General features: G+C 60.6%; 25 protein-coding genes and 2 pseudogenes. 24 read left to right on the plus strand and 3 right to left on the minus strand.

Annotated elements, in window-relative coordinates:
• Positions 1 to 595: 595 nt before the first annotated feature.
• Positions 596 to 1,324, plus strand: a pseudogene (locus AA105894_RS12390) (lactate dehydrogenase); the annotation flags it as partial.
• A 93-nt stretch (positions 1,325 to 1,417) separates the two neighbouring features.
• On the opposite strand, the gene AA105894_RS12395 reads toward AA105894_RS12390, so the two are convergent.
• From AA105894_RS12395 to AA105894_RS12405, 3 genes are read right to left on the minus strand one after another with little or no spacing between them, the layout of a single operon-like run.
• Complete coding sequence (locus AA105894_RS12395; protein ID WP_306414313.1) at positions 1,418 to 2,431, minus strand: tyrosine-type recombinase/integrase; 1,014 nt, start codon at positions 2,429 to 2,431, stop codon at positions 1,418 to 1,420.
• Positions 2,403 to 3,347 carry a tyrosine-type recombinase/integrase gene (locus AA105894_RS12400; RefSeq protein ID WP_267312011.1) on the minus strand — a complete coding sequence of 315 codons (945 nt, stop codon included), beginning with the start codon at positions 3,345 to 3,347 and terminating at the stop codon, positions 2,403 to 2,405. The genes AA105894_RS12395 and AA105894_RS12400 overlap by 29 nt, the downstream gene beginning before the upstream one ends.
• A complete protein-coding gene (locus tag AA105894_RS12405) occupies positions 3,344 to 4,570 on the minus strand; it encodes a tyrosine-type recombinase/integrase (RefSeq protein ID WP_267312012.1) in 1,227 nt (408 codons plus the stop codon). Before AA105894_RS12405 ends, AA105894_RS12400 begins: the two co-directional genes overlap by 4 nt.
• A gap of 129 nt (positions 4,571 to 4,699) precedes the next feature.
• Here AA105894_RS12405 and AA105894_RS12410 point away from each other — a divergent pair.
• The 23 genes and pseudogenes from AA105894_RS12410 to AA105894_RS12520 all read left to right on the plus strand — a co-directional run.
• Positions 4,700 to 9,067 (plus strand): annotated as a pseudogene (locus tag AA105894_RS12410) (DEAD/DEAH box helicase family protein); the annotation flags it as partial.
• Positions 9,068 to 9,256: 189 nt separating this feature from the next.
• Positions 9,257 to 9,643: a DUF6876 family protein gene (locus AA105894_RS12415; RefSeq protein WP_267312013.1), complete on the plus strand. Its 387-nt coding sequence runs from the start codon at positions 9,257 to 9,259 to the stop codon at positions 9,641 to 9,643.
• 12 nt (positions 9,644 to 9,655) lie between these two features.
• The gene (locus tag AA105894_RS12420; RefSeq protein WP_267312014.1) at positions 9,656 to 10,297 is read left to right on the plus strand and encodes a hypothetical protein; all 642 of its coding nucleotides are present in this window, start codon (positions 9,656 to 9,658) and stop codon (positions 10,295 to 10,297) included.
• Positions 10,297 to 10,599 (plus strand): hypothetical protein, encoded by a 303-nt coding sequence (locus AA105894_RS12425; RefSeq protein WP_267312015.1) that lies wholly within the window; start codon positions 10,297 to 10,299, stop codon positions 10,597 to 10,599. The genes AA105894_RS12420 and AA105894_RS12425 overlap by 1 nt, the downstream gene beginning before the upstream one ends.
• Before the next feature lie 185 nt (positions 10,600 to 10,784).
• Positions 10,785 to 11,687 carry an ArdC family protein gene (locus tag AA105894_RS12430; RefSeq protein ID WP_267312016.1) on the plus strand — a complete coding sequence of 301 codons (903 nt, stop codon included), beginning with the start codon at positions 10,785 to 10,787 and terminating at the stop codon, positions 11,685 to 11,687.
• Positions 11,688 to 11,738: 51 nt separating this feature from the next.
• Complete coding sequence (locus tag AA105894_RS12435) at positions 11,739 to 12,155, plus strand: hypothetical protein (RefSeq protein WP_267312017.1); 417 nt, start codon at positions 11,739 to 11,741, stop codon at positions 12,153 to 12,155.
• Complete coding sequence (locus tag AA105894_RS12440) at positions 12,152 to 12,664, plus strand: hypothetical protein (protein WP_267312018.1); 513 nt, start codon at positions 12,152 to 12,154, stop codon at positions 12,662 to 12,664. Before AA105894_RS12435 ends, AA105894_RS12440 begins: the two co-directional genes overlap by 4 nt.
• Before the next feature lie 238 nt (positions 12,665 to 12,902).
• A complete protein-coding gene (locus AA105894_RS12445) occupies positions 12,903 to 14,591 on the plus strand; it encodes a DNA cytosine methyltransferase (protein WP_267312019.1) in 1,689 nt (562 codons plus the stop codon).
• Between the two features lie 239 nt (positions 14,592 to 14,830).
• Positions 14,831 to 15,322 (plus strand): hypothetical protein, encoded by a 492-nt coding sequence (locus AA105894_RS12450; protein WP_267312020.1) that lies wholly within the window; start codon positions 14,831 to 14,833, stop codon positions 15,320 to 15,322.
• Positions 15,323 to 15,380: 58 nt separating this feature from the next.
• A complete protein-coding gene (locus AA105894_RS12455; protein WP_267312021.1) occupies positions 15,381 to 17,300 on the plus strand; it encodes a ParB N-terminal domain-containing protein in 1,920 nt (639 codons plus the stop codon).
• 229 nt (positions 17,301 to 17,529) lie between these two features.
• Positions 17,530 to 17,661, plus strand: a complete 132-nt coding sequence (locus AA105894_RS12460) for a hypothetical protein (RefSeq protein WP_267312022.1) — start codon at positions 17,530 to 17,532, stop codon at positions 17,659 to 17,661.
• Positions 17,661 to 17,966, plus strand: a complete 306-nt coding sequence (locus tag AA105894_RS12465) for a hypothetical protein (RefSeq protein ID WP_267312023.1) — start codon at positions 17,661 to 17,663, stop codon at positions 17,964 to 17,966. Before AA105894_RS12460 ends, AA105894_RS12465 begins: the two co-directional genes overlap by 1 nt.
• A gap of 316 nt (positions 17,967 to 18,282) precedes the next feature.
• Positions 18,283 to 18,759, plus strand: coding sequence for a single-stranded DNA-binding protein (gene ssb / locus AA105894_RS12470; RefSeq protein WP_267312024.1), 477 nt, complete (start codon positions 18,283 to 18,285; stop codon positions 18,757 to 18,759).
• A 168-nt stretch (positions 18,760 to 18,927) separates the two neighbouring features.
• Complete coding sequence (locus tag AA105894_RS12475; RefSeq protein ID WP_267312025.1) at positions 18,928 to 19,311, plus strand: hypothetical protein; 384 nt, start codon at positions 18,928 to 18,930, stop codon at positions 19,309 to 19,311.
• A gap of 9 nt (positions 19,312 to 19,320) precedes the next feature.
• Complete coding sequence (locus tag AA105894_RS12480) at positions 19,321 to 19,830, plus strand: DUF3085 domain-containing protein (protein WP_267312026.1); 510 nt, start codon at positions 19,321 to 19,323, stop codon at positions 19,828 to 19,830.
• 142 nt (positions 19,831 to 19,972) lie between these two features.
• Positions 19,973 to 20,221 carry a hypothetical protein gene (locus tag AA105894_RS12485; protein WP_267312027.1) on the plus strand — a complete coding sequence of 83 codons (249 nt, stop codon included), beginning with the start codon at positions 19,973 to 19,975 and terminating at the stop codon, positions 20,219 to 20,221.
• A gap of 592 nt (positions 20,222 to 20,813) precedes the next feature.
• Positions 20,814 to 21,494, plus strand: coding sequence for an LPD29 domain-containing protein (locus AA105894_RS12490; protein WP_267312028.1), 681 nt, complete (start codon positions 20,814 to 20,816; stop codon positions 21,492 to 21,494).
• 58 nt (positions 21,495 to 21,552) lie between these two features.
• Positions 21,553 to 22,179, plus strand: coding sequence for a hypothetical protein (locus tag AA105894_RS12495; protein WP_267312029.1), 627 nt, complete (start codon positions 21,553 to 21,555; stop codon positions 22,177 to 22,179).
• Positions 22,180 to 22,184: 5 nt separating this feature from the next.
• The gene (locus AA105894_RS12500) at positions 22,185 to 22,586 is read left to right on the plus strand and encodes a hypothetical protein (protein WP_267312030.1); all 402 of its coding nucleotides are present in this window, start codon (positions 22,185 to 22,187) and stop codon (positions 22,584 to 22,586) included.
• A complete protein-coding gene (locus AA105894_RS12505) occupies positions 22,583 to 22,873 on the plus strand; it encodes a DUF5983 family protein (protein ID WP_267312031.1) in 291 nt (96 codons plus the stop codon). Before AA105894_RS12500 ends, AA105894_RS12505 begins: the two co-directional genes overlap by 4 nt.
• Before the next feature lie 5 nt (positions 22,874 to 22,878).
• On the plus strand, positions 22,879 to 23,469 hold the full coding sequence (locus AA105894_RS12510; protein WP_267312032.1) for a hypothetical protein: 591 nt from the start codon (positions 22,879 to 22,881) through the stop codon (positions 23,467 to 23,469).
• A 323-nt stretch (positions 23,470 to 23,792) separates the two neighbouring features.
• Positions 23,793 to 23,966, plus strand: coding sequence for a hypothetical protein (locus AA105894_RS12515; protein WP_267312033.1), 174 nt, complete (start codon positions 23,793 to 23,795; stop codon positions 23,964 to 23,966).
• 7 nt (positions 23,967 to 23,973) lie between these two features.
• On the plus strand, positions 23,974 to 24,156 hold the full coding sequence (locus AA105894_RS12520; RefSeq protein WP_267312034.1) for a hypothetical protein: 183 nt from the start codon (positions 23,974 to 23,976) through the stop codon (positions 24,154 to 24,156).
• The last annotated feature ends 24 nt before the right edge of the window (positions 24,157 to 24,180 follow it).

Raw genomic sequence — 24,180 nt, forward strand, 5'->3', positions numbered from 1 at the left:
AATGACGCCTTTACGTGGAGAACCCCACGCGCTGCGCGCCCTCCCCTTTCCCTGCGGCAGGGGAGGGGCACGTAAGGCCGTAATGACGCCTTTACGTGGGTACCCCCACGCGCTGCGCGCCCTCCCCTTTCCCTGCGGCAGGGGAGGGGCACGTAAAGCCGTAATGACGCCTTTACGTGGAGAACCCCATGCGCTGCGCGCCCTCCCCCGTCCCTGCGGCAGGGGAGGAGGTACGTAAAGGCGTAAAGTCGTAACGACGTGATGGCGTGAGACCCCAACGCTATTGCCGCCTCTTTTTGAGCCCTCCGATACCAGCACTTCCATCTCTCGCGACCGAAAGAAGAGAGAGGCGGACCAGAACCCGCCGTCATGGCTAAGCCGTGGCTCCTCGCCATGCTCGCGACCTGCGGTCGCTGCGCGTGGCTGCGGTGCCGGCGCGCGAGCGCACCGGGCTTAACCCTGCCGCCGCGTCCTGGTGCCGGAGATGGAGAAGGGAGAGAGAAAAGAAAATCTCGATCCCGGATCCTCTCCAATCACCGCACCCTCCCGAGCCACAGAGCACAAGTGAGGTCCGGTCCTGCACGGATGCCAGAAGATGTCGAACGCCGATTTCCAACTCAGCCTGTTTGGCGATACCGCCCTTGATGGCAATGCGAACCTGTTCTGGGGTGAACTGGAAGGCGAAGAGGGCGATGCACCGGGCGCGCTGCTGCCTGCGGTCGAACCCCTCGTCATTCCTCAGAGTGATTTCCGTCTCGCCGGTCTGCGCGGTCTGGCCCAGGGCTGGAAGGCGCGTGCGCGTGACAACATCGAGGCGATCAAGCTGGTCGCGACCCTCGAGCGCGAAGCCCGTAACGCGACAAGCGAAGAGCAGGCGCAGCTGAGCCGCTTCACCGGGTTCGGGGCAGGGGAGCTGGCGAATGCGCTCTTCCCTCGCGCCGATGAAGCCTATCGCGCGGGTTGGGAAAAGCTGGGTGCCGATCTCGAAGCCTGCACCACCGAGGCAGAGCGCAGCGCCCTCGCACGCTCGACCCAGTATGCCCACTACACCCCTGAAACGGTCGTTCATGCCATGTGGGACTTCATGATGGCGCGTGGCTTTGCGGGCGGGTCCGTGCTGGAGCCGGGTTGCGGGACAGGCCTGTTCGTCGCATCGCGCCCCGAGAAGCTCGAGGGAAAGATCGCCTTCACCGGCATCGAGATGGACCCGCTCACGGCGCGCATTGCCGCGAAGCTCTATCCGAAACAGTGGATCCGTGCAGAGGACTTCACCCGTGCGAAGCTAAGCACGGGCTACGATCTGGCGATCGGCAATCCGCCTTATGTTGTGTTCGGACTTATGTTGACGGAGCCGGCTTGAGTGAGGCTTGCATATAGTTTCTTGACCCAAGCCGGCACATAATTTGTGAACAATCCACTAGAGCGTGTTCAAGAACGCCATTAGTGATGGTAGGTGCTGTGACCGTGAAGGTCTCTTCAAGCTGCTGATATCTACCTTTGCCAGTGCCGCAGCTTTCATTTCGAGATCCACCTCTGCATAAATATTGGTGGTATCTACTGATACGTGGCCCAGCCAGGCGCGGATCGTGTTGATATCCACGCCTGCGCGCAACAGGTGGACGGCAGTCGTATGCCGGATCGTATGTGGGGTAACACGTTTAATACAGAGATCTGGGGTGGCCTCATTTACCGCTCTCCCATATTGCCTCACAATCCGATGTATTCCAAAACGGGTCAGAGGCTCCTTGGTCCGTCCAAGGAATACTCGCTCTTCTTTATTTCTATTGCCTGCGAGAAGAGCTAACGATGCAGCAGTTTCTGGCCAAAGCGGACAGACCCGGGTTTTGTTTCCTTTGCCGTAGAGGCGGACGGACGCAGAGCGACCGATTTGAAGGTTCTCAATGATTAACTGAGCCGTTTCGTCTGCCCGTGCTCCACTATTGTATAAAAAGAGCAGCAGAGTGCGGTCGCGTCGCCCGAGGCTGGTACGCTTGTCTGGCTGTGCAATTATTGCGTCGATCTCGGCTTTTTCGAGGTAGCCAATCGAGGCTTTTGTCGTTCTTTTGAATGGTATCGTTCTAACCTCGGAACACCATCCCAAGTGTACAGGTGCGCGTGTTCCTATGAAAAGGGCAAGGGAGTGGATGGTGGCAAGACGTTGATTGCGAGTTGCTTCACTGCATTGTCTGTCGTGTTCTAGATGATCCAGAAATTTCCGGATTGTCGCAGGGGCCAGGTCCTCCACGTTCATGCGGTCAATGGCTCGGTTCGCGCATTTACTTACAAATGGCAGCATGATTTTCATTGTATCTCGATAGCTGGCTTGCGTATTGCGAGACAAGTTTCGTTCAGCCACTAGATGCTCGAGTAAAAAACGACGGACCCAAGGGCCCAGCAAGTTCTCATCCTTCATAGTCCGCCCCCCGGGCATATTGTGCGTAACGTTGGCTGGCCGCCTCGAGGAGCTCTGGCGTCATATGCAAATAGCGTTGCGTTGAACGGATATCGACGTGGCCAAGATAAGTTGAGAGTCGCGGAAGCAGCTGCTGCACATCTTGACCGGACCGATACCAAGATAGCATTCGATGCATAGCTGATGTGTGCCGAATGTCATGTAGTCGTGGTGGTCGCAATTCGCCGATGGGACAAGTAATTTCTGCTTCCTCCCGGATACGCTGGAACAGTGAGATGACCCGCGTATAACGCCATGGCTGGCCGTTATGAGTCGTAAAAAATGGAGAACGCTCCCCTTGTATCATCGGGAAGCAGCGCCGGCGTTGTAGATGTCCAGCCAATTCCTTCCCGAGCCTTGTCCCAAACGGCACGTAACGCATTTTGAAAAACTTCGTGTCACGAACGGTGATGAGATTTTCGGCCAAATCCACATCCTGCAAGGTAAGGCGAAGCGCCTCACCGATGCGCATACCTGTGCCATAGAGAAGTAGGAGCAGAGTTCGATAGAGTGCAGGAATTTCCGGTCGTCGTCTAAGACCAAGGATCGATGTTGCTTCCAATAAACGGCACAGCTCTTCCGTTGAGTAGATGTAGGGCGTTTGCTGTCGTGGTGGTTTTGGAACCGTTACAGGGAGAGGCGAGCAGTCGGCATAATCACGGCTAATGGCAAAACGGTAAAAGCCAGTCAGAATTCTGTAGCGAAAGATCCATGTGGAGCTGGGGGTGCCACGGCCTCGGATAAACTCTGACACCATAACCGACGAGATTGCGGTAATTTCGGGATCACCCGCTCCACGGCAAAAGCGACGCAGCATCCTTTCGGGTGTCTCGAAACGCATACCTAAAGATCGTTTATGAGATAGATAATGGTCGATGACGCTGCTGAGTATCATGGCAGATCCCCCAGGTCGAATGCCGCTATCTGACGAAGCGCTGCCAATTCCACCTTGGCGTAGATGCTGGTCGATGTCGCGCTACTATGACCCAGGTGATCACCAATTTCTTTGATTGACAGGCCTTCTGCAAGGAGCCGCGATGCGCAGGCGTGGCGTAATGCGTGGCCGCCGCGATGCGCCACGTTGATTCCGCGAGCGACAAATCGACGATTGGCCACATGGTAGATGCTACCAGCCTTGAAAGGTCTGATCGGCGCTTGCATGCAAAGAAAGACTTCCGGGCATGACGATCGGGGCCTTACTGTATCCACATATCGTGCCAGTGCTTCGGCGACTGATAATATCAAGGGGTAGGATTGCGGCTGGCGACGCTTTAGACGAAAAAGTCTCAAAACTTTACCAGCCCAGTCGATCTGATCGAGACGCAATGCAGCTACCTCGCCGCTTCGCATACCATAGACAGCAAGTAGAAGCAGGATTGCTCGATCGCGAATATCTTGCGGATTGTCGGTGTCGACATCCTCTAGCATGCGCTGAACGTCCGACCATGCTGGAGCGTATGGCAAAGTTTCCTGTTTATAGAGGCGTGGAGCGCAAACCGCCTCAGCTAGACCCTGTGCGCATATTCCCCGTCCTTCCGCATAGCGTATGAAGCTACGCAACGCCGCGGAAATATTTGCTACTGAGACGCGAGACCAGCGCCCCGAGGCTTGACTCACGAAATAAGCATCCATGTCTTTGGCGCGAAGGGTCACAAGCTCCAAATCCTGCTGGACGCACCAGTGTAAGAACCGGCGTATCACACGAGCCCACACCTCAATGGTCGAGAGAGAGAAACCGCGTTCATCACGCATCCACCTTACGTATTCATCAATCTGCCTCGAATATTTGAAAACCGCAGCAGGCTCTCGCCACCATAGAAGAAATTTGAGCCAGGCCTTCCCTGTTCCGATGATTCGTTGCGTAGCCTCTCTGCCTCCACAAACCTGCTGCCTCTCGGCAGCGATTTTGCGCAATTCTTCAATGCCGACACCTGAAAAAGGCGCGTTTGGATGAATGCGTGTCGCAATCCATATCAGCTCGTTTCGCTTGAACCTTAGCGAAACGAGTGAAGCTCCGCGTTGAGCAAAATAATCTAGATAACGGCGTCGCTCTTCGGCGAAAGGTGCGTCGTCCTTGGATGGGCGCAGATCTCGATGAGAGATAGAAATCTGACTCATGGCAAACCTCCTCTGAACATGGCCTGCCTCCCGCCCATGAGGTTATGTTGCACGACGAATGCTCATGGATCCGTAAAGCGGGGTCGGAAAGCCGGCTCCGTCAACATAAGTCCGAACACAACATAAGGCGGGTTATGTGCTGCAGCACATAACCCGCCGTTCTCGAACCGTACCGTGAGCCAGACTGAGCCGCGTGACCTCAAGGGGCTGTCGCTCCATGACTGGTTCCTGGCCCGCTCGATCAATGCCCTGCGCCCTAATGGTGTTGCGGCCTTTGTGATCTCGCGCCACACCCTCGACAAGACCGATGCCCGTGCGCGCACGCTCATTCACGAGGAAGCCGAATTCCTGGGTGCCGTGCGCCTGCCGGCCAGCACCATGCGCGCCGATGCCGGCACGGATGTGGTCGTGGATATCGTGCTCTTCCGCAAGCGCGAGATCGGCGAGATGCCGGGTGACGACACTTGGCTGTCCTGCATCGATATCGAAGGCACGAACATGGGGGATGGGGCCCTGCGCATCAATGCGTGGATGGAAGCGCACCCCGAGCAGGTTCTGGGCTCTCATGGCTGGGCCAGCACGGCCTTTGGCATGGACTACACCTGCGTTGCCCGCGACGGGCAGGATCTGGCTGACGCACTCCCCGAGGCCCTGGGCCGTATTGCGCCTGCACTGCGTTTCCCGCCCGTGGCCGATAGCCGCATCGTCCGCCCTGCAAAGGAAACGCGTGAAGAGGGCGGCGACCTGCGTGAAGGCAGCTACTTCATGGAAGGCGGCATCCTGCACCAGATCGTCGGCGGACAGGGGAGGGTGGTCGCCATCCGCAAGGGCGAGCAGAAGGAGGGCATCTTCCAGAAGCACGCGCGTATCATCGAGGCGATGATCCCCGTGCGCGATGCGACGCGCGCTGTGCTGCGGGCGCAGTTCGAGAACAAGCCGTTTGCCGGTCTGCAGGCGAGCCTCAAGCGTGCCTGGCTGAACTTCACGCGCCAGTTCGGCCCGATCAACCACACGAAGACGACAACCCGCGTCGACGCCGTGACCGGCGCCGAGAGCGAGACCCAGCGCCGCCCGAACCTGCAGACCTTCCTCGACGATCCCGATGTCTGGCTCGTGTCCTCGATCGAGCGTTATGACGAGGAGACGGATGCGGCCGAACCGGGGCCGCTCTTTACCGATCGCGTGATTCAGGCGCCGTCCGAACCCGAGATCCATTCCGTCCATGATGCCCTGGCCGTGTGCCTGCACGAAGCCGGACGCGTCGATCTGCCGATCGTGGCCGAATTGATGGGGCAGAGCGAAGAAGCCGTGACGGCCGAGCTGGGCAGCAGCATCTTCCTCGAGCCGAGCCGCTCGAGCAATGGACGCCCGGTATGGGTGACGTCTGACGAGTATCTTTCCGGTGCCGTGCGCACCAAGCTCGCCGAGGCGCGCGAAGCCGCTGCGCGCGATGCGCGCTATGCGCGTAACGTCTCAGCGCTCGAGGCCGTGCAGCCCGAGGATCTGCGTCCGAGCGACATTACAGCCCGTCTGGGTGCGCCGTGGGTTCCGGTCGAGGTCGTGACGGCTTTCGTGTCCGAGGTGATCGGCGTGGAGGCCCGGATCTACCACACCGCTGCCGTAGCCTGCTGGTCGATCGACAAGCAGGCCTTTGCCGGCCGCGCCGAGGCGACCTCGGTCTGGGGGACCGAACGCCGTCATGCCGGCGAGCTGCTTGAGGACGCCCTGACACAGGCAAGCCCGAAGATCTTCGACACCTATAAGGAGGACGGGGTCGAAAAGCGCGTGCTCAACGCTAAGGAGACCGAGGCCGCCAAGGAGAAGCTCCGGACGATCCGCACTGCGTTCCAGGACTGGGTCTGGCAGGATAGCGAGCGCGCCGACAGCCTCGTGCGCCTGTATAACGAGACCTATAACAATCTCGTCCCGCGCCTCTTCGATGGGAGCCACCTGCGGCTTCCGGGTGCCAGCTCGGCTATCATGCTGCGCGACCACCAGAAGCGCGTCATCTGGCGCATCATCGCCTCGGGGCGCACCTACATGGCGCATGCCGTGGGTGCCGGAAAGACCTTCTCCATGTGCGCGGCCGTGATGGAGCAAAAGCGCCTCGGTCTGATTTCCAAGGCGATGATCGTCGTGCCGGGGCACTGCTTGGCGCAGATGGCTCGCGAGTTCCTGATGCTCTACCCGACTGCGAATATCATGGTCGCCGACGAGACGAACTTCGTGAAGGCCAAGCGCCAGAGCTTCATCGCGCGCGCTGCAACGGGGAACTGGGACGCCATCATCATCACGCATGACGCCTTCAAGTTCATCCCGGTCGAGAGCAGTTTCGAGCGTGAGATGATCGAGGACCAGATCGCGTCCTACGAGGCCATCCTCGATAATGTCGATGCTGACGACCGCCTCTCACGCAAGCGCATCGAGCGTATGAAGGAGGGGATGCAGGAGCGTCTCGAGAGCCTGCAGGGCAGCAAGGACGATCTGGTGCATCTGGGTGAGATCGGGATCGATCAGATCATGGTCGATGAGGCTCAGCAGTTCCGCAAGCTCTCTTTCGCGACGAACCAGTCCGACCTGAAGGGCGTGGACCCGAATGGCAGCCAGCGTGCCTGGGATCTGTTCGTGAAAACCCGCTATCTCGCCCGTAGCAATTCCGGTCGCGAGTTGATCCTCGCATCGGGCTCACCGATCACGAACACGATTGGAGAGTTGTTCACCGTCCAGCGCTTCATGGCACTCGAGGATCTGCGCGCACGCGATCTCCACGAGTTCGACGCCTGGGCCGCGAATTTCGGCGAGACGCGCACCGAACTCGAGCTGCAGCCGAGCGGGCTCTACAAGCCCGTCACGCGTTTCACCGAATTCGTCAACGTCGCTGATCTAATGGCCATGTATCGCCATTTCGCCGATGTGGTCCAACAGGACGATCTGCGCCGCTATGTCAAACTGCCCGCGATCAAGGGCGGACACCGTGCGATCGTCGTCACGCCCGCCAATGACGACTTCAAGGCCTACCAGCGTGCGCTTGCGTACCGGATTAAGGCGATCGAGGAACGGGAAGGCAAGCCCCAGAAGGGCGACGATATCCTGCTCTCGGTCATCAACGATGCCCGACATGCCGCGATCGATCTGCGTCTCGTACGCTGTGACGCTGAGGAGGCCAGCAAGCTCGACGATCTGATCGCTCGCGTCCATCGCATCTGGGTCGACACGAGCGAGAACACCTATCGCGATCTGCAGACAGGAGAGAGCGCGCCACTTACGGGCGCCGTGCAGATGATCTTTTCAGATCTCGGCACCGAAGCCGCGTTCGAGAAACGCGGGTTCTCGGCCTATCTGCATATCCGCGACGAGCTGATCCGTCTCGGCGTACCCGCCGATCAGATCGCGTTCATGCAGCATTACAAGAAGGCTGCGGCCAAGCTTCGCCTGTTTGGCGATCTGAACGCAGGACGCAAGCGCATCCTGATTGGCAGCACCGCCACCATGGGCACGGGCGTCAACGCCCAGGCCCGTCTGAAGGCTCTACACCATCTCGATGTGCCCTGGCTCGTTTCCGACATCATTCAGCGCGAGGGCCGTATCGAGCGACAGGGCAACCAGCATGCCGAGATCGAGATCTACGCCTATGCGCAGGAAGGCTCGGTGGACGCAACCAACTGGCAGCTTCTCGAGCGCAAGCTGCGCTTCATCGCGCTCGCCATGTCAGGCGATCGCTCGATCCGACGGATCGAGGACATCAACGATGAGGGCAACCAGTTCGCCATGGCCAAGGCGCTCGCCTCTGGCGACATGCGCCTGATGCAGAAAGCCGGGCTCGAAGCCGATCTAGCGCGTCTCGAGCGTCTCGCAGCCGCGCATTACGATGACCAGTTTGCTGTCCGTCGCTCGATTCAGACTGGCGAGCGTGAGCTGGCGTCGCTCGAGCGTCGGATCCCGGCCCTGGAGGCCGATCTCGCGCAGCGTGTGGAGACGCGCGGCGAGGCCTTTTCCTTCGAGGGGCCGCGGGGCGTTCTGGCCGAGCGCGAGAAAGCCGGGGCATGGCTTTTGTCCCAGGCGCGCAGGGTGGAGAAGAACGGCGAGGAGGGGTCGTGGCGTCTCGGTCGCATTGGTGGTTTCGAAATCCTGCTCGAAGCTGCTCAGACGCGGTTTCTGAAAGACGGAACGCCGAAAATCGAGGCAGGTCTTGCGATCGCGTTCACGTCCAACGCGTCCGAAGTGTCGTTCGATCGCGATACCAAGCCGCTTGGCCTGATTTCGAAAATCGAGCACCGGCTCGGCCGCATCGAGACAGAGCTGATGGAAACCCGCAAGGCGCGTGACGAGATCACCGCCCGCCTGCCGGCTTACCGCGCGCGGCTTGGCACGCCGTTCCGCGACCAGGCTGCGCTCGATGAGAAGAAGCGCGCTCTCGCAGATCTCGAGGCTGATCTGGCGGCCGACGCGGACGCCAATGCCGCATCGGAAGTGGGTGAAACCCCGATAGCCGCCTGAGGGAAGGAGAGGGGGGTAGCTGACGGGATCGGCCCGCATCAATCGGTGGGTCCTCCCCATGCTCGCAAGCTGCGCGTGGGTCCGGTCCCGGCGCTCACGCGCCGCGACTGACCCGGTCCGACCCGCCCGCTACCGGAAGGGTCAAGCGCAGAGAATATCAAGGTGCGCGAGACAACCCCGGAGACCTCCATGACGACTGCCCTTACCAAAGCCGAACTCGCCCAGTTCTACGGCACCTCGAAATATCATCGCTACACCGGCGACCTTGTCCTGACGGACGGTGCCGCGTTTCTGGTCAGGAACGGAGCAAAATGGCTTGTCGATGTGATCGCATCTGCACGCGTCGATCCGAAAGTTCGGCGGGAGCCATTCGAAGCATGGTCTTTGAAGGTCGATCTCGCGACGAGCACTGCCGTCGTCACCTGCACGGATGGAGGCAAGGAAGGCCGTCAGCCGATCAGGCTTTTCAGGCAGACAATTATCGGCACGGATTTTCCGCTCGAGAGCCTCGAACTCTATGCGATCAGCGACGAGGGCCTTGGGGCCAAGGTCGTCATGCTGACCTCTGAATACTGAGGGAGGCCGGCTATGTCTTATCGCATCGTCTATGATCAGGTGGCTGTGAAATTCACGGCCGCCCAGCTCGTCGCAGCCTGCCCGACCGAGCATGGGAGGGATGACTATTTCATGCTCTTCGAACTCGGGGGCGATAACAATATGTATGACTGCGATACCGGCGCGCGTACCCGCTCCTGGGATCTGATTGGCGCGGATTGCGAGTGGGTCGTCATGCGCAAGGTCGTCGAATACGCGGCCTCTTGTGAAGGTGGCGGGATGCGCTTTTCCAATGCTCGCAGCACGCAGGCAGAGACCTATATCCACAAGAACCGCTCAACCCTCGAGCGAGCCCTTACACGGGATGGCTTCGGCGAGACCGGCATCGGAGTTTCCGCGTCGATCAGGGTGACACGGACGAAGCTCCGTTCGTGGCAGAGGGAGCGTCTCGCAAAGCTCGAGGCATTGATGACGCCGCAGGGAGATAGTGATTACGCCTTATGGGAGCTGAGCCCCCTGCGAGATCCGCTGCATGCTGCGTTTTTCTTCGCGTTCCACACGCTTGACGAACGCCCCATCTACAACAAGGCGAGGGTTCACGGCCCGTCGAAGAGAAAGGAGCCCGTGCTCAAGCTGGTCTCGCCAAATGCTTTTGCCGGCATGGAGGCCGCGTAATGCCCCGATACACCGTCAAGATCGGCTTCTGGCTCCGAGCCTATGACAGCGCAGAGATAGAGGCCGATAGCCCCGGCGAAATCATCGAACGGGCCAAGGCTGCCGCACGCGAGATGATGGAACAGAGTGGTCAACCGGAACATATCGAACTTACCGCGCGCCGCGAGGGAATTATCTGCTGGATTGACGGGAGTGATGTCCCGATCGGCGATGATACGGTCGCAGAGGATGTCGAATTCGATGACGACCGGATAAACCCGGAGCCAGTAGCGGCACCCGCCGAGGTGGTCGCAGCAGAATGATGGAGGAGAGGGGCGGTAGCTGACGGGATCGGTCCGCATCAAGCGGTGGGTCCTCCCCATGCTCGCAGGCTGCGCGTGGGTCCGGTCCCGGCGCTTACGCGCCGCGCCTGACCCGGCCCGACCCGCCAACTACCGGAGAGGTCAAGCTCAGAGAAAGAGCACACACCAAATCCGGAGCCTCTCCCATGACCGACCGTACCCGCGCCGACCTTCACCAGGAAACGACCGACCGGATCATCGCGGAACTCGAAAAAGGCTATGCGCCTTGGGTTCAGCCGTGGACCAACACCATGACGTCAGGGTCCTTGCCGCGTAATGCGACGACGGAAAGCCGCTATAGCGGGATCAACGTCATCCTGCTCTGGATCGCCGGGCAAACAGGCGGTTTCCGCGCACAGCGTTGGCTGACCTACAGGCAGGCTGAGAAACTGGGTGGAAATGTACGCAAGGGCGAGAAAGGCACGACGGTCTTCTATGCCAATCGCTTTGTGCCCAAGAGCCAGGCCGAGCGCGACGATCCTAAGACGATCGCGTTTCTCAAGCGCTACACCGTTTTCAACATCGAGCAATGTGACGGCTTGCCAGAAAGCGCGTGCGAGGTTCCGACTTCTACGCCATTGGCCGAGCGTCACGAGGCCGCCGAGGCCGTGATTGCCGCCACAAAAGCCGATATCCGCTTTGGTGGGAACAAGGCTTTCTACGCACCCACTCTGGACTACATCGCTCTTCCACAGCGTGAGGCTTTCGCCGAGCAGCCAGCATTCCTCAACACCGCCTTTCATGAACTTGCCCATTGGTCGGGAGCAGAACATCGCCTCGCCCGCGATCTGTCGAACCGCTTCGGAACCCATGGCTATGGAGCCGAGGAGCTGGTTGCCGAGATGACGGCGGCTTTCGTGATGGCCGAGCTGGGTATCGCGCCGCGCTCGGATCACGCCAGCTATATCGGGTCCTGGCTCGCCCTCATGAAGGAAGACAAGCGCGCAATCTTCACCGCAGCCCGTCTGGCCACCGAGGCCGCGAATTTTATCCTGCCTCCCGACGAGGCCGCAATGCAGCCGATGGACGCTGAACTCGTCGCTGCCTGATTCTTCGCGCCTGCATAGCAGGCGTCTACATCCCTGACATAGGAGCGCACCATGCTGCGACAGTATTACACCTCGCCCTTTCAGGGCGGGGATAACCCTTTGCGCGTCGGCACAATTGCCGCCGGCACGATCTTTCGCATTCCCCGTAGCCTCCGCAATGCTCAGGCCCGCACAGATGTAAGCGCGTCTGAACCCTATATTCTCGAGAGCTTCCTCAACGGGACCTATGCGGCAGCCTGCCGCAACCCGGTAACGGGCCGCTGGGAAGATCGTACGATCTCCGGACGCTCCGATCTCGCCATTCTGCGATCGCTCGCTTGCGGCACACGCATGACCTGCTCGGTCAGCTGGCTGCGCGCGCTCGAGGACGCAGGTGCTGCGCCCGATAGCCGGTATCCCTCCTTGCCTGACGTGGCACGCTATCACGGCGCATGGCGCCGTGAGCCGCGGGATTGCATTGCCGCATGAGCGCGGAACTCAAATACGCCACGCTGCGCAATCCCCCTCTGGCGTCCCACGCATTTGTTGCGACGTCGTTCGAGACCGCCGAAGACAAGGCGCGCATGGGCGACATGCTTCTCTCGTTCATCGCGCGCGGCATGCCGCGCAGCGCATGGAACAAGCGCCTCTATCGGCGCCTGTCCAATATGTTCGGGTTCATCGCCCATTATGACATCAACGGTTTCTGGGAAGAGCAACTCTCCACCACCCAGGCGCGAATTGCTTTTCTCGAACAGATCGAGGCCTACCCTTGCTGGGGCCAGCCGACACATACCTGGTCCGATGTCGAGCGCGAGATCCAGAACCGGCTGCGCGCTGCGCGCCTCGCCGACGCTTATCGCAGTGAACTACGCCGCGAAAAGGAGCATACCGAGCGCGCGATGCTCGCGGCGCTTAGCGCGAAATACAAACACCTTGCCCCCGCCGGGGCGCCGATGATGCCGAGCGCAGCCCCTGTGCAACTGGGTCTCTTCTGACGATTGCCAAGATGGCAGCCCGACTGCCCCTGCCCAATGCCGCATCGGGTGAAAGAGATCCCGATAGCCGCTTGGAACAGAGAGAGAGGGGTTAGCCGACAGGCCCGGTCCGCCTCAATCGGTGGGTCCTCCCCATGCTCGCAAGCTGCGCGTGGGTCCGGTCCCGGCGCCTGTGCGCCGCGACTGACCCGGACCGCCCCTGACGACTAGCCGGGAAGTCGTAAAGGGAGAAGAAATCATGCCAGACCTGACGACGCATCACGTTATCACACACGCACACCTGTTCTGCGGCCTCGGCGGGGGAGCAAAGGGCTTCAACGCAGCCAAGGCCCGACACGGCGCCCTGACAGCGTCATTCGAATGCCTCGGCGGGATCGATGTGGATCCTGCAGCGATCCGCGACTTTGAACGCCTGTCAGGCGTCAAGGGCACCGTCCTAGACCTGTTCGATCGTGGTCAGTATCGGGATTTCCATGGCGCAGACCCTGCGCCCGACTGGTCCGAAGCAACCACGGCCGACATTCATCGCGCGTTCAATAACCGCAAGCCGCACATCCTTTTCCTGTCTGCACCCTGCAAAGGCTTCTCCGGTCTCTTGTCAGAAACCATGAGCCGGACAGGGCGGTATCAGGCGCTCAACCGCCTGACGCTTCGCGGTATATGGCTTGCTCTGGAAGCGTACAAAGAGGATCCGGTCGAATTCATTCTCTTCGAAAATGTGCCGCGCATCGCGACCCGTGGCAGGCACCTGCTCGATCAGATCGTGGCGCTTCTTGGGAGCTATGGGTACGCTGTCGCCGAGACGACGCATGACTGCGGCGCATTGGGCGGGCTGTCGCAATCGCGCAAGCGTTTTCTCCTCGTCGCGCGGCATGCCGCCAAGGTGCGGCCGTTCCTCTGGGAACCACCCAAACGCGCAATCGGCGGCGTGGGCGATGTACTGGGGCGTATGCGCCTGCCGGGCGATCCACTGGCAGGACCGATGCACCGCGTGCCTCGTCTCCAGTGGCAGACCTGGGCCAGACTTGCTTTTGTCGAAGCTGGAAAGGACTGGCGTTCCTTACAACGGCTTGCTGTGGAAAACGGCGTTCTGCGCGACTACCTTCTGGTATCGGAACAGACCTGGCGTGGTGGCCCTCTCGGCGTTGTCCCCTGGAGTGATGCAGTTGGCGTGGTCGCAGGACGCTCGAATGCGACGAATGGACGGTTCAATGTAGCCGACCCTCGGATCGATGGTCACGAGCGCTCAGTCCAGCACGGTATCCGGCGCTGGGACGAGCCAGCTCCCGTCGTCACGGGAAAAATGCTTGTTGGAGGCGGTCCGCATGCAGTCGCAGACCCGCGCGACCTCGCCGGATCCGCACTGGCGAATGAATACAGGATCGTCCCCTGGACAGGGGATGAAGGTATGCTCGGCGAGCCGGGAGGTTCGGGACAGCGCATCGCCGATCCGCGACCGAACCTGTCGCGCGAAAAGGGAGATCCCTACCTCACCGCGGGCCATTATGGGGTGGTTTCATGGGATGACGCGACCGGCGCCGTGAGCGCCGCTGCTGGCCATGATAACGGCCGCTGGGCTGTGGCTGATCCCCGTCAGGCGCTGCCCTGCGCGACCGAGAAGCTCGTTGCGGTTATCCGCGCCCTCGACGGTACCTGGCATCGCCCCTTCACGACAGCCGAGCTGGCGGCACTGCAGTCGCTCTACGATCCTGAGGAGCAGGCCGAGCTCGACGGTCTGAATGACTCTGCCTGGCGTGAGCGGATCGGCAATGCAGTCCCGCCCGATGCGGCGCGCGCGATTGCGGAAACCATGGGCCGAACACTGCTGGCCGCATGGAATGGCGAGACATTCATGCTCGGTGTCGAACCCATCTGGGTGCGTCCGATCGCGGTCGCCGCAAGCGTCGATGTGCCCCTCCCAGCGTGAGCCGTTGACCCGCCCGTCCGAGGTTCTCGGACGGGGAAAGGCGACGAACGGAAAATGGAGAGAGGGGGTAGGTGACGGGATCGGTCCGCATCAAGCGGTGGGTCCTCCCCATGCTCGCAAGCTGCGCGTGGGTCCGGTCCCGGCGCTAACGCGCCGCGCCTGACCCGGCCCGACCCGCCACCTACCGGAATGGTCAAGCGCAGAGATTAGAGCGCGAGACACAAGCCGGAGACAGGACAATGTCCGAACAGATCGCACCCCAGATGGAACGTCCTTCAGTGATTGGGCCTGATTACATGGAGCAGTTGAAACGCCGCCAGGCACTACGTCAGGAGGCGCTGCGACAGAACCTCGAGCTTATCTGGGATGCGATGAAGGCCGGTGCGGGTACGCGACTGAGAGTGAACTATGACTGCCAGGACGGCGGGATCGATGCTCCCACGGTCAGCTTCGAAGGGACATCTGAAGGCGAGCCCTCTCCTGAAGCAATCCGCCTGCCCGAAGCCGTCGATGCCATGGGTCTTCCGGCTCAGATCGCGCTGATTTTTCCTGACACACTGAGCGATGTTGCCTGGCTTTGCGTCCAGATCGTTCTTTTTCGGTCCAAGCCAGAATGGAACGACGGGGCAGGCGGCTACGGCGAAGCGGTCTTCGACCTTGCCACATGCGATCTATCCATCTCGCACACCCAGCGCATCGTCGAGCACGAAGCCTACCTCTTCAGCGCCTGACGCCCCCAAAACCTACGAATGAAACCGCTCCTGCGCGTGGCGCAGGAGATGAGGAGACATGACCATGACCAATGCGACACCCGAACTGCGCCTTGTCGATCCCAGGACACTCGTGGCCAACGACACGAACCCGCGCCGCTCACCAGCCTCCGAAGAGGATGACCGCCGCCTTGCACTCAACATCCAGATTGCCGGTCTCATTCACCCGCCTTTAGTCCGTGAGCAGGAAGATGGTTCGCTGAAAATCATCGCCGGCTCACGACGCGTTCGTGCGTGCATCAAGGCCAAACTCACGGAGATCCCGGTTCACGTCACTGAGGCAGACGAGAAACTCGATGCGCTCATCGCCGGGTCAGAGAATATGATCCGGCAGGCCATGAGCGAACCCGATCAATGGGCGTTCGTGGTCAGGCTGCGCAAAGAAAAAGGGCTGAGCGACGCCCAGATTCGCAAGGCAATGATGATTACGCCGACCGACTTGAAACAGCTCGAACTGTTGTCTCGTCTGCACCCCCCCATTCTAGACGCTATTGCGCTTGGTTACGGACCCGAGGGTAAAGCTCGCGCAGCCATTGCGAAATCGCCGATCGAGGAACAGGAGGCCGCGTGGTTTGAAATGTGGTCCGACCATGTTCAGGACGGCGCTGACCCTGCCCAGTATCGTATGACGCAGAAAGAAGCGCAGAATTACGAGTGGAACGAGCTGGCACACGCCCTCTCCCATAACGAATTTTACGCGCGCGATGCCCGTTTTGGCGACGATCTGGCAAAGGAGCATGGGATCGTCTGGGAAGAAGATCTCTTTGCGCCCGCCGACCAGGATAGCCGCTATACACGGGACGCTTTGGCATTTTCCGCTGCGCAGTCCGCGTGGATTGATAGCATTCTCGGCGAGGACAAGATCCGGATCGAGTGTAGTGAGTACGGTTATCCCCTTTTCCCGGATGGATTCGGGAAGAGTCATTACGATGATACGACAGAAGGACAGGCTTACGCGCTGGATCCTCGCACGCTCCTGGTGAAGGAGTGGGACTTCCGGCGATATGAGGTCGCCGCACCGTCATCGTCGTCAGGGACATATGCACCTGCTCCCGTCGCCAAAAAGGAGCGTGCCGATATCTCGGGCACCGGCGATAAGATGATCGGCGAGATCCGCACACGGGCGCTGGACGAGGCGCTTGATGCGCAGGTTGCCGATGTCGATCCCTGGGATCTGGTCGGCGCTCTCCTGCTCGCTTTGTCGAACAGCAATATCCGCGTTGATGGCGATCGCTCCAAAGGTTGTGCCTATGCGAACAACGCCAGAACCCGGGCACGCAGCGCGCTCTTTCCTGAAGGTGTCCTCGTTCGCGATCCCGATCTGCTCCGCCAACATGCGATCACAGTGCTGAAATCGATCTCGAATTGCGAGATCAGCATTCACTCGGGCAGCGGCCTCTCGGCTCAGCTGCTGGGCGTTCACTTCAATGCCGATGCGCATATGCCGAGCCTCGCCTTTGAGGAGTTTCTCAAGACCTACTCCAAGCCCGGTATTACCAAAGCCGTCCAGGCACTCGGTCTTGCAGAACAGGCAACTGGCAAGCTCATGCGTGCCAGCCTTATCAACCATGTAGGGCAGGGTCATTGGGTGCCGCCCGAGGCTGGGTTCGCGCAGGCCGTGGACGTCTGGCGCGCTCAGGCCGCCGAAGAAGCCAGACGCCTCGCTCGATGGAATGATACCGACACGGATGACACGGATGCCGAAGATGAGGACCCGGGCGAGGACGTCACAGGCGACGACGCAGATGCGGTTGCCCCGGAGATGATACCGCCCAGCGACCCGGTCGAGGACGAAGCCGCCTCGATCGAGATCGCCCCGCACAGTAAGACTGCCGATCCAACCCTCGCTGCCCTGTCGGCCCGCTTGCGGGACAGCTTCGCGTCCACCCCTGCGGGGCGGAAGCATTTCGATGACCACGTGGAAATCATCTGCGTCTGACCCTCGAGCGCATTGGCCCTCCCTTGCGCAGGGCCAATGCAGATCGCGCCTCTCTTGAGGAGGAGGGCGGGTTCTGCGGGATAGGCAAGTTCAGAAAACCCGAGGCAAAGGCGGGCCACAGCCGCCCGGTCGCATCAAGGGCGCAAGGCCCTTGACCCGACCCAGCGTCTGCGGCGGCCGCGAAGAGAAGGCTGAGAAAAACTCCCAGCCAGTTTCAAGGAAACTTCTCATGCGCTCTGATGCCACATCGACCGATACCGTTCTGCTCGTCCCGATCTGTCGGGGCATGCCGACGCAGTGCCTGCCCGAAAGCTGGAATATCGCCGCGCTTGTGTCCAGAATTGCGCAGGAGGCGGCGTGATGGGCAATCGTAGCCACAATATCTTCACGGCAATCGGTAGCGCCGCCGATATCGAGCGCCTGCGGGCGCAATTGATGGTCGAGGAGGCGCCAGCCGTTGCGGCTGGCGGTCTGCGGGAGCTGCACTTCGACCAGCTTGGCCTTGATGACGGCCCCACCTATCTTCTGGGTGATCGTATCAGCAGAGAATTTCCGGGCCTTGCATTGTCCTGCGAATACCACCCCGAAGGGTCGAACTGGGCGTTGCAAGGCGTCGCCGAGTGGCATGCAGGTAAGCGTTGGCGCGAGATCATGGTGCCAACCTAGGCGTCGCGTCGCGCCGTCTCGAATGCATCCATAGAACGCTGCACACAGGAGAGAGAGGAGAGGGGGAAACCAGAACGGCGCAGCCGGCGCAATCGGTGGGTCGGCATCGCGTCCTCGCCATGCTCGCAAGCTGCGCGTGGCTGCGGGTCGATGCCGATCCCGGCGCAAGAGCGCCGCGATTGCCCCGGCTGCGCCGTCCCGGTTCCCGGGAAGCATCAAGAGAGAAACATGATCCCGAGCAGGCAGAGCAACTTCTGCGACTGTGCGCCAGGTGGCCGGGACGGTCCTCTCTTCACGCATTCATGGAGATTCCCTCATGTCAGGAAGCGTCAACAAGGTCATTCTCGTAGGCAATCTCGGTCGCGACCCGGAAGTCCGTAACGCCCAATCTGGCGCGAAGATCGTCAGTTTTTCAGTCGCCACGAGCGAAAGCTGGAACGACCGCAATTCGGGCGAGCGCAAGGAGCGGACTGAATGGCATCGCGTTGTGATCTTCAACGAACGCCTTGCCGACGTAGCCGAGCGCTTCGGGCGTAAGGGACGCAAGGTCTACATCGAGGGACAGCTTCAGACCCGCAAATGGACCGATCAGTCCGGCGAGGACCGCTACACCACGGAAATCGTTATCGACCGCTTTCGTGGCGAGCTCACCCTGCTCGATAACGCGCAGAGCTACAGCGATGAGAGCCGCTACGGCCTCGATGATCGCCCCTCCCGTAATGTTCCGCCGCGTCAGCCGCAAGATGGCGGCAACTCAGGCGGGGATCTGGACGACGAGATCCCGTTCGCCTGAACCCGAAGGGCAGGGGCACCCAACACGCGTGCCCCACCAACAAAGCAGAGAGGGCTACGGGACGTCGGTTTTCGCATCAAGGGAAGGCTGCGCCCGACGCTTGCGCGTCGCCCTTGACCCGAAAACCGACGCCCCGTCGCGCGGGAGGCAACCAAGAGGAGATTGTCGATGACCTACGATCTGTTTTCCAGAAGAATGCCGACTTTCAGCACACCGGTTCGCTGGTCCTGCACGTCCGAGAGCGTGACGTGCCGCCGTTGCCATCACGAATGGGATGACGGCGATCCGGCCTACCGCTTCGCCTGTCCCGACTGCAGCGCCACGCCCGGAAATCCCTGCCAGCGCAGTGCGGGCGGCAATGAGCGCGTCTGCCCCGGCCGTGATCGCGTCGCCCAGGCCGCAAAGCTCCTCGGTCCCTGCGAAGGTCTGAGCTGGGACGGTCGTCACGACAAACCGCTGCCGCTGAGAGCCAGCCGCACCAACCCCGCATGGCAGCTAGTCCGTACCGGATCGCCTGCAACACGCGTCTTCAATGACCGCCACCCCTCCTGAGGAAATACCATGAAACTGCACTTCAACCGTGAGCAAACACTTCGTCTTCTCGAGCATAGCCGTAGCGCAACATCACGTTTGCCTAGTGGCGAGCAGCTCTTTGATCCTCAGTTCCTTAAAGCTGGAGCACCCACTCGGGCGTACGCCAGGGCCGAAGATATCGATGGGACCAAAATTCCAGCGGGGCTCTGGCTGGTCGGCGATGATGGCATCTATCTCATGTCGAATGGTCCCGACCATCCAAAGAATCCCGAAACAGGGAAAAATGCCGCAGTCTACGCCGTTGAATGTGATCCGAAGGCGGACCCTGACAATTGGTGGTTCATAAAGAGATCAGCATTCGGTGGAGATGACGGATGCGAGTTCCTTGACGCATCGGCTATTCAGGCCGCGTGCGATGCGACGGCGCCCGATCCGCTTGTATGGTTCGAGGTGACACCTACCTCTATTAGCGTTCCTATGCTTCAACCCGCGTCTCCCAAACCCAAAAGAGCGGGCCGGAAGAAGAAAGGGGGCTGACACAAACGCCAGTCCGCCGCCAGGGCGTCGCCATGCTCGCAAGCTGCGCGTGGCTCCGTGAACGGCGCGAGCGCCGCCCTGGCCCCGGCCAGTCGTTCGCGTCAGCGAGAGGGCATCCAGCAGAAATATAAGGAGACGCAGGATGAGCTTCGAATCTCTCGCCGATCGCGAATACGCCCTTGAGGCAGGACGGGTGCGCACCGACTGTGCATGGGTGCTCAGCGACCGTGACGTCTGGTACCCCAATCCTTTTTATGTCGGATCGCGCGTTCCCCATCCGGAAGACGACAGCGCTCATGACTATGTCAGCGAGCACGGTATCGACGCATGGCGCGATCTTACGGCCCCGAAAACGATTCCGCCGCTCGAGGAGTGGGAGATCCCATTTTGACGCGACCGAACATTTGGGCCGCCTGACGAGCCGGGCATGGGCGAAACGGTCCAGAGGGCACACCTCTGCACCGTCGCGGCCCCATATCTCGTAGCCGGGTCAGATGCCGCGGGGCCGTGGTGTCGCGCCCATTGTCAGAGGAGAGTCCTCCGTGATCGTCTTGATTGTGGTGGACAGGAAATGGCTCTCGAAATCTCTTCGTAAAACGAAGAAAGCCCTTCAGGCGGTTACAGCCGCTCTGAAGAGCCTTTTCGAGTAGTATTTCCACACCGATCGAGGGGCTATCTTTTCCCGAGGTACCCCTCGATCACCTCCGATGATGGTCAATCCGGATACGATTTTCAAGGGCGATGTCTCCGCGCAGAGGCATCGCCCTTTTCTTTGCCCTCTTCACATCCACCCTCCCTCATCACGGCGCAACCCGCGAGACAATGAGGAGAGAGGGGCTGACACAAACGCCAGTCCGCCGCCAGGGCGTCGCCATGCTCGCAAGCTGCGCGTGGCTCCGTGAACGGCGCGCGCGCCGCCCTGGCCCCGGCCAGTCGTTCGCGTCAGCGGGAGGGCATCCAGCAAAAAATGAAGGAGACGCAGGATGTCAGATACAGCACATACCCTCGAAGTCGGCACCATGGTTTCAACAGGCCTCTACGGGCGGGGAATTGGCTACATCACAGCAATTTACGGCGAGCAGAAGCCGGAGACGGTCAGGCGAGTCCTCAACATGTTCGCGACTGGCGGTCAGGCCGAGTTTGATATCGTCTTCGAATCCGGGGGACGCTCCAGGAAACTCCCCGAATGCATTTTGCGTGGCGTACAATGGAAAATCTTTCCGAGAGAAACAGGTTTTGCTGACGCCTCGAAGCTTGCCGCCCTCGAGGAAGCTTCAGATGCCTATACTGCGGCAAGGGAAGCAGAAAAGCGCGAGAAAGAGGCGGCGTTCGCACGTGCGGTTGAAGCCCTGAAAGCCGACCCGGCTTATGTCGATCTGGAACAGGGTGATGCTCGCGACGGAGCACTCGCCGCGAAAAACATCCGCAAACTTCTCAAGGCTGCGTTCAAGGGAACGAAATTCAGTGTTCGCAAGTCGGATCACGGCAGCATTTACGTTCGCTGGAGCGACGGCCCGTCTGAAGATCAGGTGTCCGAGATCACCGGCCGCTTCAAGACCGGCACATTCGACCATCACAGCGACTGCGCCAGGCAGGAAGACACGCCATGGAGCAAGTCGTTTGGCGGTGCCGAGTATGTCTTCACCTCCCGATCCGAAGCCTGATCCTTTCCATTCCCTCAAGCCGCCGCAAGGCGGCTTTTTCGTATTCAGGAGACTCACGATGCCCCGTTTCCAGTTGGTCGCGTCCCCCGCCGCACGCATCGAGAAAGCCAATCAGTATGCGATCGAGCCCACGCCCGGGATTTTTGCAGACCTCTCCCATGAGGCAGACGCCACGAACGCGGCCTCCCTTGCGAGTGCGATGAACAATTTCGGCCAGCTGATACGACAGCGTTCGCGCGAACTGTCCTTTCTCGTTTGCGCCGAGATCATTCCAGGCGCGCGCAAGCCGCGCTGGTACGCCAAATGCGCTCGAGACGGCGGGCTGCGCGAGGAGGCGTTCCTGTTCACAATCACGCTCGATGCAACGATCGAGGACGGGACGCCCCCCGTGCGTATGTGGGGGGCAGAAACGGCTCCATTCCAGCTCAGCGATCGCGCTCCTGTCTGGACAGATGCCGAGCCCGACGAGTTCACGCCTCATGCTCACGGGCATCTCGGCTATTATGGCTGGCTGCGGATGATCAATGCCCGTGTTCAGCTTTATACAAACTCGCACTGCTCCCTGTTCGACAGAACCGACACGTCAATCATGACCAGGCGATACAAGGATCGTCACCACCCCTTCGCCGTGGCGACCGAGCTTATGAGCGCTGGTTACTGCGTCCCCCACAACGTGACGGAGTAAGCGCCATGCCTCGCTTCGATGTCACGATCGTCGAACGCCTGATCTTGAGGGATCAGGCGACCCTCGCGATAGAGGCCTGCAACGCAGAAACGGCAGCACGGATTGTGCTGTCAGGTGTTTCTGACGATACCAGTGGCGGCGTCCGTTCCGTCATCCTGCCTGATGGATCAACTGCCTCCCTCGACCCCGATACGGTCGAGGACACGGATATCCTTGCCGAGGTCCGTGCGTCTGGCAGCGAAGACCTGATCCTGACCTGTGGTGCCTCTGATTTCCTCCGGACAGATCGCGACATGCGGCGGGATCTGGATGGAATCCTTGCGCGCGCAATTTTGGACACACGCCACCCCGAAAGCCATGCCGCAGCCCGACGCCTGCGCGTCTGGCTGAAGGAGCATGACGCATGAGCGTTCGTAAGTTCCTTGATCTCAGCACGGGGCATCTCTCGCCGCGCGACCGCGAACAGCTATCGCAGGCTCTCGCCCCAGGAACCCGGAACACGCCCGGAACCTGTCTGGTCGGACCTTACGGGTGGATGATTTACGCCGAGGAAGAGCCGGATCCCCTCACATGGAGCGAAGTGCCCGGTCTCGCTGCGCTCCTCGCCCGTGCGCGTGAGCTGGACTGCGATTACGTCCTGCTCGATGCGGACGGCCCGGTCGATGAGACCCTTCCATTCTTCGATGAGGACTGACTGCAATGCCCAACCACTACACAAAATTCTCCACTCTTCTGCCGCTATGCAGCGCTAAAGCGGGCATTCTGGCCCTTGAATTGCTCGAAGCAATGCGCGCGGAAGGTGCTGACGGGGCCTTTGAGTCGGACTCTGTTGGCTTCAAGGCCGAGGCGAACGAGCCTCCTGATTCCGAACTCCAGCATCTGTGGATTCACCATGATGAACGTGGGTCGATCGAGGACGTGCTGACCTTCGTGTACGCCTGCTGCGAGAAGAAGCTCACCCTGCCGGTTCGCTGGAGTCTGATCTGGACTGGTGATTGCAGCAAGCCATGCCTTGATGCGTATTGCGGCGGTGCGATCGTGCTGGACCTTGCAACGGGCACAAAGATCGCCTCGATCAGCCTCACAAACTGGGCGTACCAGATCGAGCACTCTACCCATCAGGTGCTCGATGTCGATCGCGAGGCTGCCGCTCAGGCCCATGACTGCGTCATGCAGAACCAGCATGGCGAGGCCACATCAGAGACACCCGCCATGCTCCCCATCCGCACCGCTCTCGCGGCGGCGGCGTTTGGGCAAACCGTCACGATCAGTGGCGTCGGCCCCGACTGATCCTCCCCAATGCCGTCCGCCCCGAAAGGCCAGTGGACCGCTGGGGAGGTACCGAAGAAAACGAGAGAAGAGGAGAGAAGAGGAGAGAAGAGGAGAGAAGAGGAGAGGGACCGCTCTCATGGCGCGCACAGCCCTACAAGGGGTTGTCGCAAGCTCCCGACGCGCCGTGCCGGCGCATCGCCCTTTCCGGGCTGCACGCGCCATGAGCTGCGGATCGGGTCAAGGGGAGAAAAGACAGACAGTCTGCTCCGTCCTGACCACCCAGGCGGTCCATGAGAAGTGGCTAGCCGGGTGTTCCGATCCATCCCGAAAAGGAACCCGTCATGACGAAAGAAACCAATCAGGCCCTGATCGCCAACACGCGCGAACTCGCCGCCATGTTCCTCTATGTCGCGGCTTTCGTGATGCTGGTCCTGACCTGCACATGCGGCCCGAGTCTCTTGGCCGGGGATGATGCCAGGCCTGTTCACCACACCACGCTTCTCGCGCGGCGCTGATCCGACAATGCCGGACGCAATCCCCCGCTCCCTGATTTCGGTCATCGAGGAGGCGCTCGGCTACGAAGCCGAGGCCTTCGGAGAGGATCATCCCGTAGAGGGCGCCGACCTCGTCGAGTGGTTCGCCCAGTGGCGCTTGCGCGCCCAGGCGGCTGTCGCCGCCGCAATCGGGAATAAGACTTCACTCTGAAACGCCGTGCCATACGGTGAAAGG

Source organism: Asaia spathodeae NBRC 105894 (genome assembly GCF_025994195.1).
GTDB classification, from domain to species: domain Bacteria; phylum Pseudomonadota; class Alphaproteobacteria; order Acetobacterales; family Acetobacteraceae; genus Asaia; species Asaia siamensis.

What these genes read in the sequence shown, in the direction of transcription:
- AA105894_RS12420 (WP_267312014.1), top strand. Translation starts at nt 9,656, where the DNA reads ATGTCTTATCGCATCGTCTATGATCAGGTGGCTGTGAAATTCACGGCC.
- AA105894_RS12395 (WP_306414313.1), bottom strand. Translation starts at nt 2,431, where the DNA reads ATGCCCGGGGGGCGGACTATGAAGGATGAGAACTTGCTGGGCCCTTGG.
- AA105894_RS12490 (WP_267312028.1), top strand. Translation starts at nt 20,814, where the DNA reads ATGTCAGATACAGCACATACCCTCGAAGTCGGCACCATGGTTTCAACA.
- AA105894_RS12465 (WP_267312023.1), top strand. Translation starts at nt 17,661, where the DNA reads ATGGGCAATCGTAGCCACAATATCTTCACGGCAATCGGTAGCGCCGCC.
- AA105894_RS12425 (WP_267312015.1), top strand. Translation starts at nt 10,297, where the DNA reads ATGCCCCGATACACCGTCAAGATCGGCTTCTGGCTCCGAGCCTATGAC.
- AA105894_RS12510 (WP_267312032.1), top strand. Translation starts at nt 22,879, where the DNA reads ATGCCCAACCACTACACAAAATTCTCCACTCTTCTGCCGCTATGCAGC.
- AA105894_RS12400 (WP_267312011.1), bottom strand. Translation starts at nt 3,347, where the DNA reads ATGATACTCAGCAGCGTCATCGACCATTATCTATCTCATAAACGATCT.
- AA105894_RS12515 (WP_267312033.1), top strand. Translation starts at nt 23,793, where the DNA reads ATGACGAAAGAAACCAATCAGGCCCTGATCGCCAACACGCGCGAACTC.
- AA105894_RS12435 (WP_267312017.1), top strand. Translation starts at nt 11,739, where the DNA reads ATGCTGCGACAGTATTACACCTCGCCCTTTCAGGGCGGGGATAACCCT.
- AA105894_RS12440 (WP_267312018.1), top strand. Translation starts at nt 12,152, where the DNA reads ATGAGCGCGGAACTCAAATACGCCACGCTGCGCAATCCCCCTCTGGCG.
- AA105894_RS12430 (WP_267312016.1), top strand. Translation starts at nt 10,785, where the DNA reads ATGACCGACCGTACCCGCGCCGACCTTCACCAGGAAACGACCGACCGG.
- AA105894_RS12405 (WP_267312012.1), bottom strand. Translation starts at nt 4,570, where the DNA reads ATGAGTCAGATTTCTATCTCTCATCGAGATCTGCGCCCATCCAAGGAC.
- AA105894_RS12445 (WP_267312019.1), top strand. Translation starts at nt 12,903, where the DNA reads ATGCCAGACCTGACGACGCATCACGTTATCACACACGCACACCTGTTC.
- AA105894_RS12455 (WP_267312021.1), top strand. Translation starts at nt 15,381, where the DNA reads ATGACCATGACCAATGCGACACCCGAACTGCGCCTTGTCGATCCCAGG.
- AA105894_RS12415 (WP_267312013.1), top strand. Translation starts at nt 9,257, where the DNA reads ATGACGACTGCCCTTACCAAAGCCGAACTCGCCCAGTTCTACGGCACC.
- ssb (WP_267312024.1), top strand. Translation starts at nt 18,283, where the DNA reads ATGTCAGGAAGCGTCAACAAGGTCATTCTCGTAGGCAATCTCGGTCGC.
- AA105894_RS12500 (WP_267312030.1), top strand. Translation starts at nt 22,185, where the DNA reads ATGCCTCGCTTCGATGTCACGATCGTCGAACGCCTGATCTTGAGGGAT.
- AA105894_RS12505 (WP_267312031.1), top strand. Translation starts at nt 22,583, where the DNA reads ATGAGCGTTCGTAAGTTCCTTGATCTCAGCACGGGGCATCTCTCGCCG.
- AA105894_RS12460 (WP_267312022.1), top strand. Translation starts at nt 17,530, where the DNA reads ATGCGCTCTGATGCCACATCGACCGATACCGTTCTGCTCGTCCCGATC.
- AA105894_RS12480 (WP_267312026.1), top strand. Translation starts at nt 19,321, where the DNA reads ATGAAACTGCACTTCAACCGTGAGCAAACACTTCGTCTTCTCGAGCAT.
- AA105894_RS12520 (WP_267312034.1), top strand. Translation starts at nt 23,974, where the DNA reads ATGCCGGACGCAATCCCCCGCTCCCTGATTTCGGTCATCGAGGAGGCG.
- AA105894_RS12475 (WP_267312025.1), top strand. Translation starts at nt 18,928, where the DNA reads ATGACCTACGATCTGTTTTCCAGAAGAATGCCGACTTTCAGCACACCG.
- AA105894_RS12450 (WP_267312020.1), top strand. Translation starts at nt 14,831, where the DNA reads ATGTCCGAACAGATCGCACCCCAGATGGAACGTCCTTCAGTGATTGGG.
- AA105894_RS12485 (WP_267312027.1), top strand. Translation starts at nt 19,973, where the DNA reads ATGAGCTTCGAATCTCTCGCCGATCGCGAATACGCCCTTGAGGCAGGA.
- AA105894_RS12495 (WP_267312029.1), top strand. Translation starts at nt 21,553, where the DNA reads ATGCCCCGTTTCCAGTTGGTCGCGTCCCCCGCCGCACGCATCGAGAAA.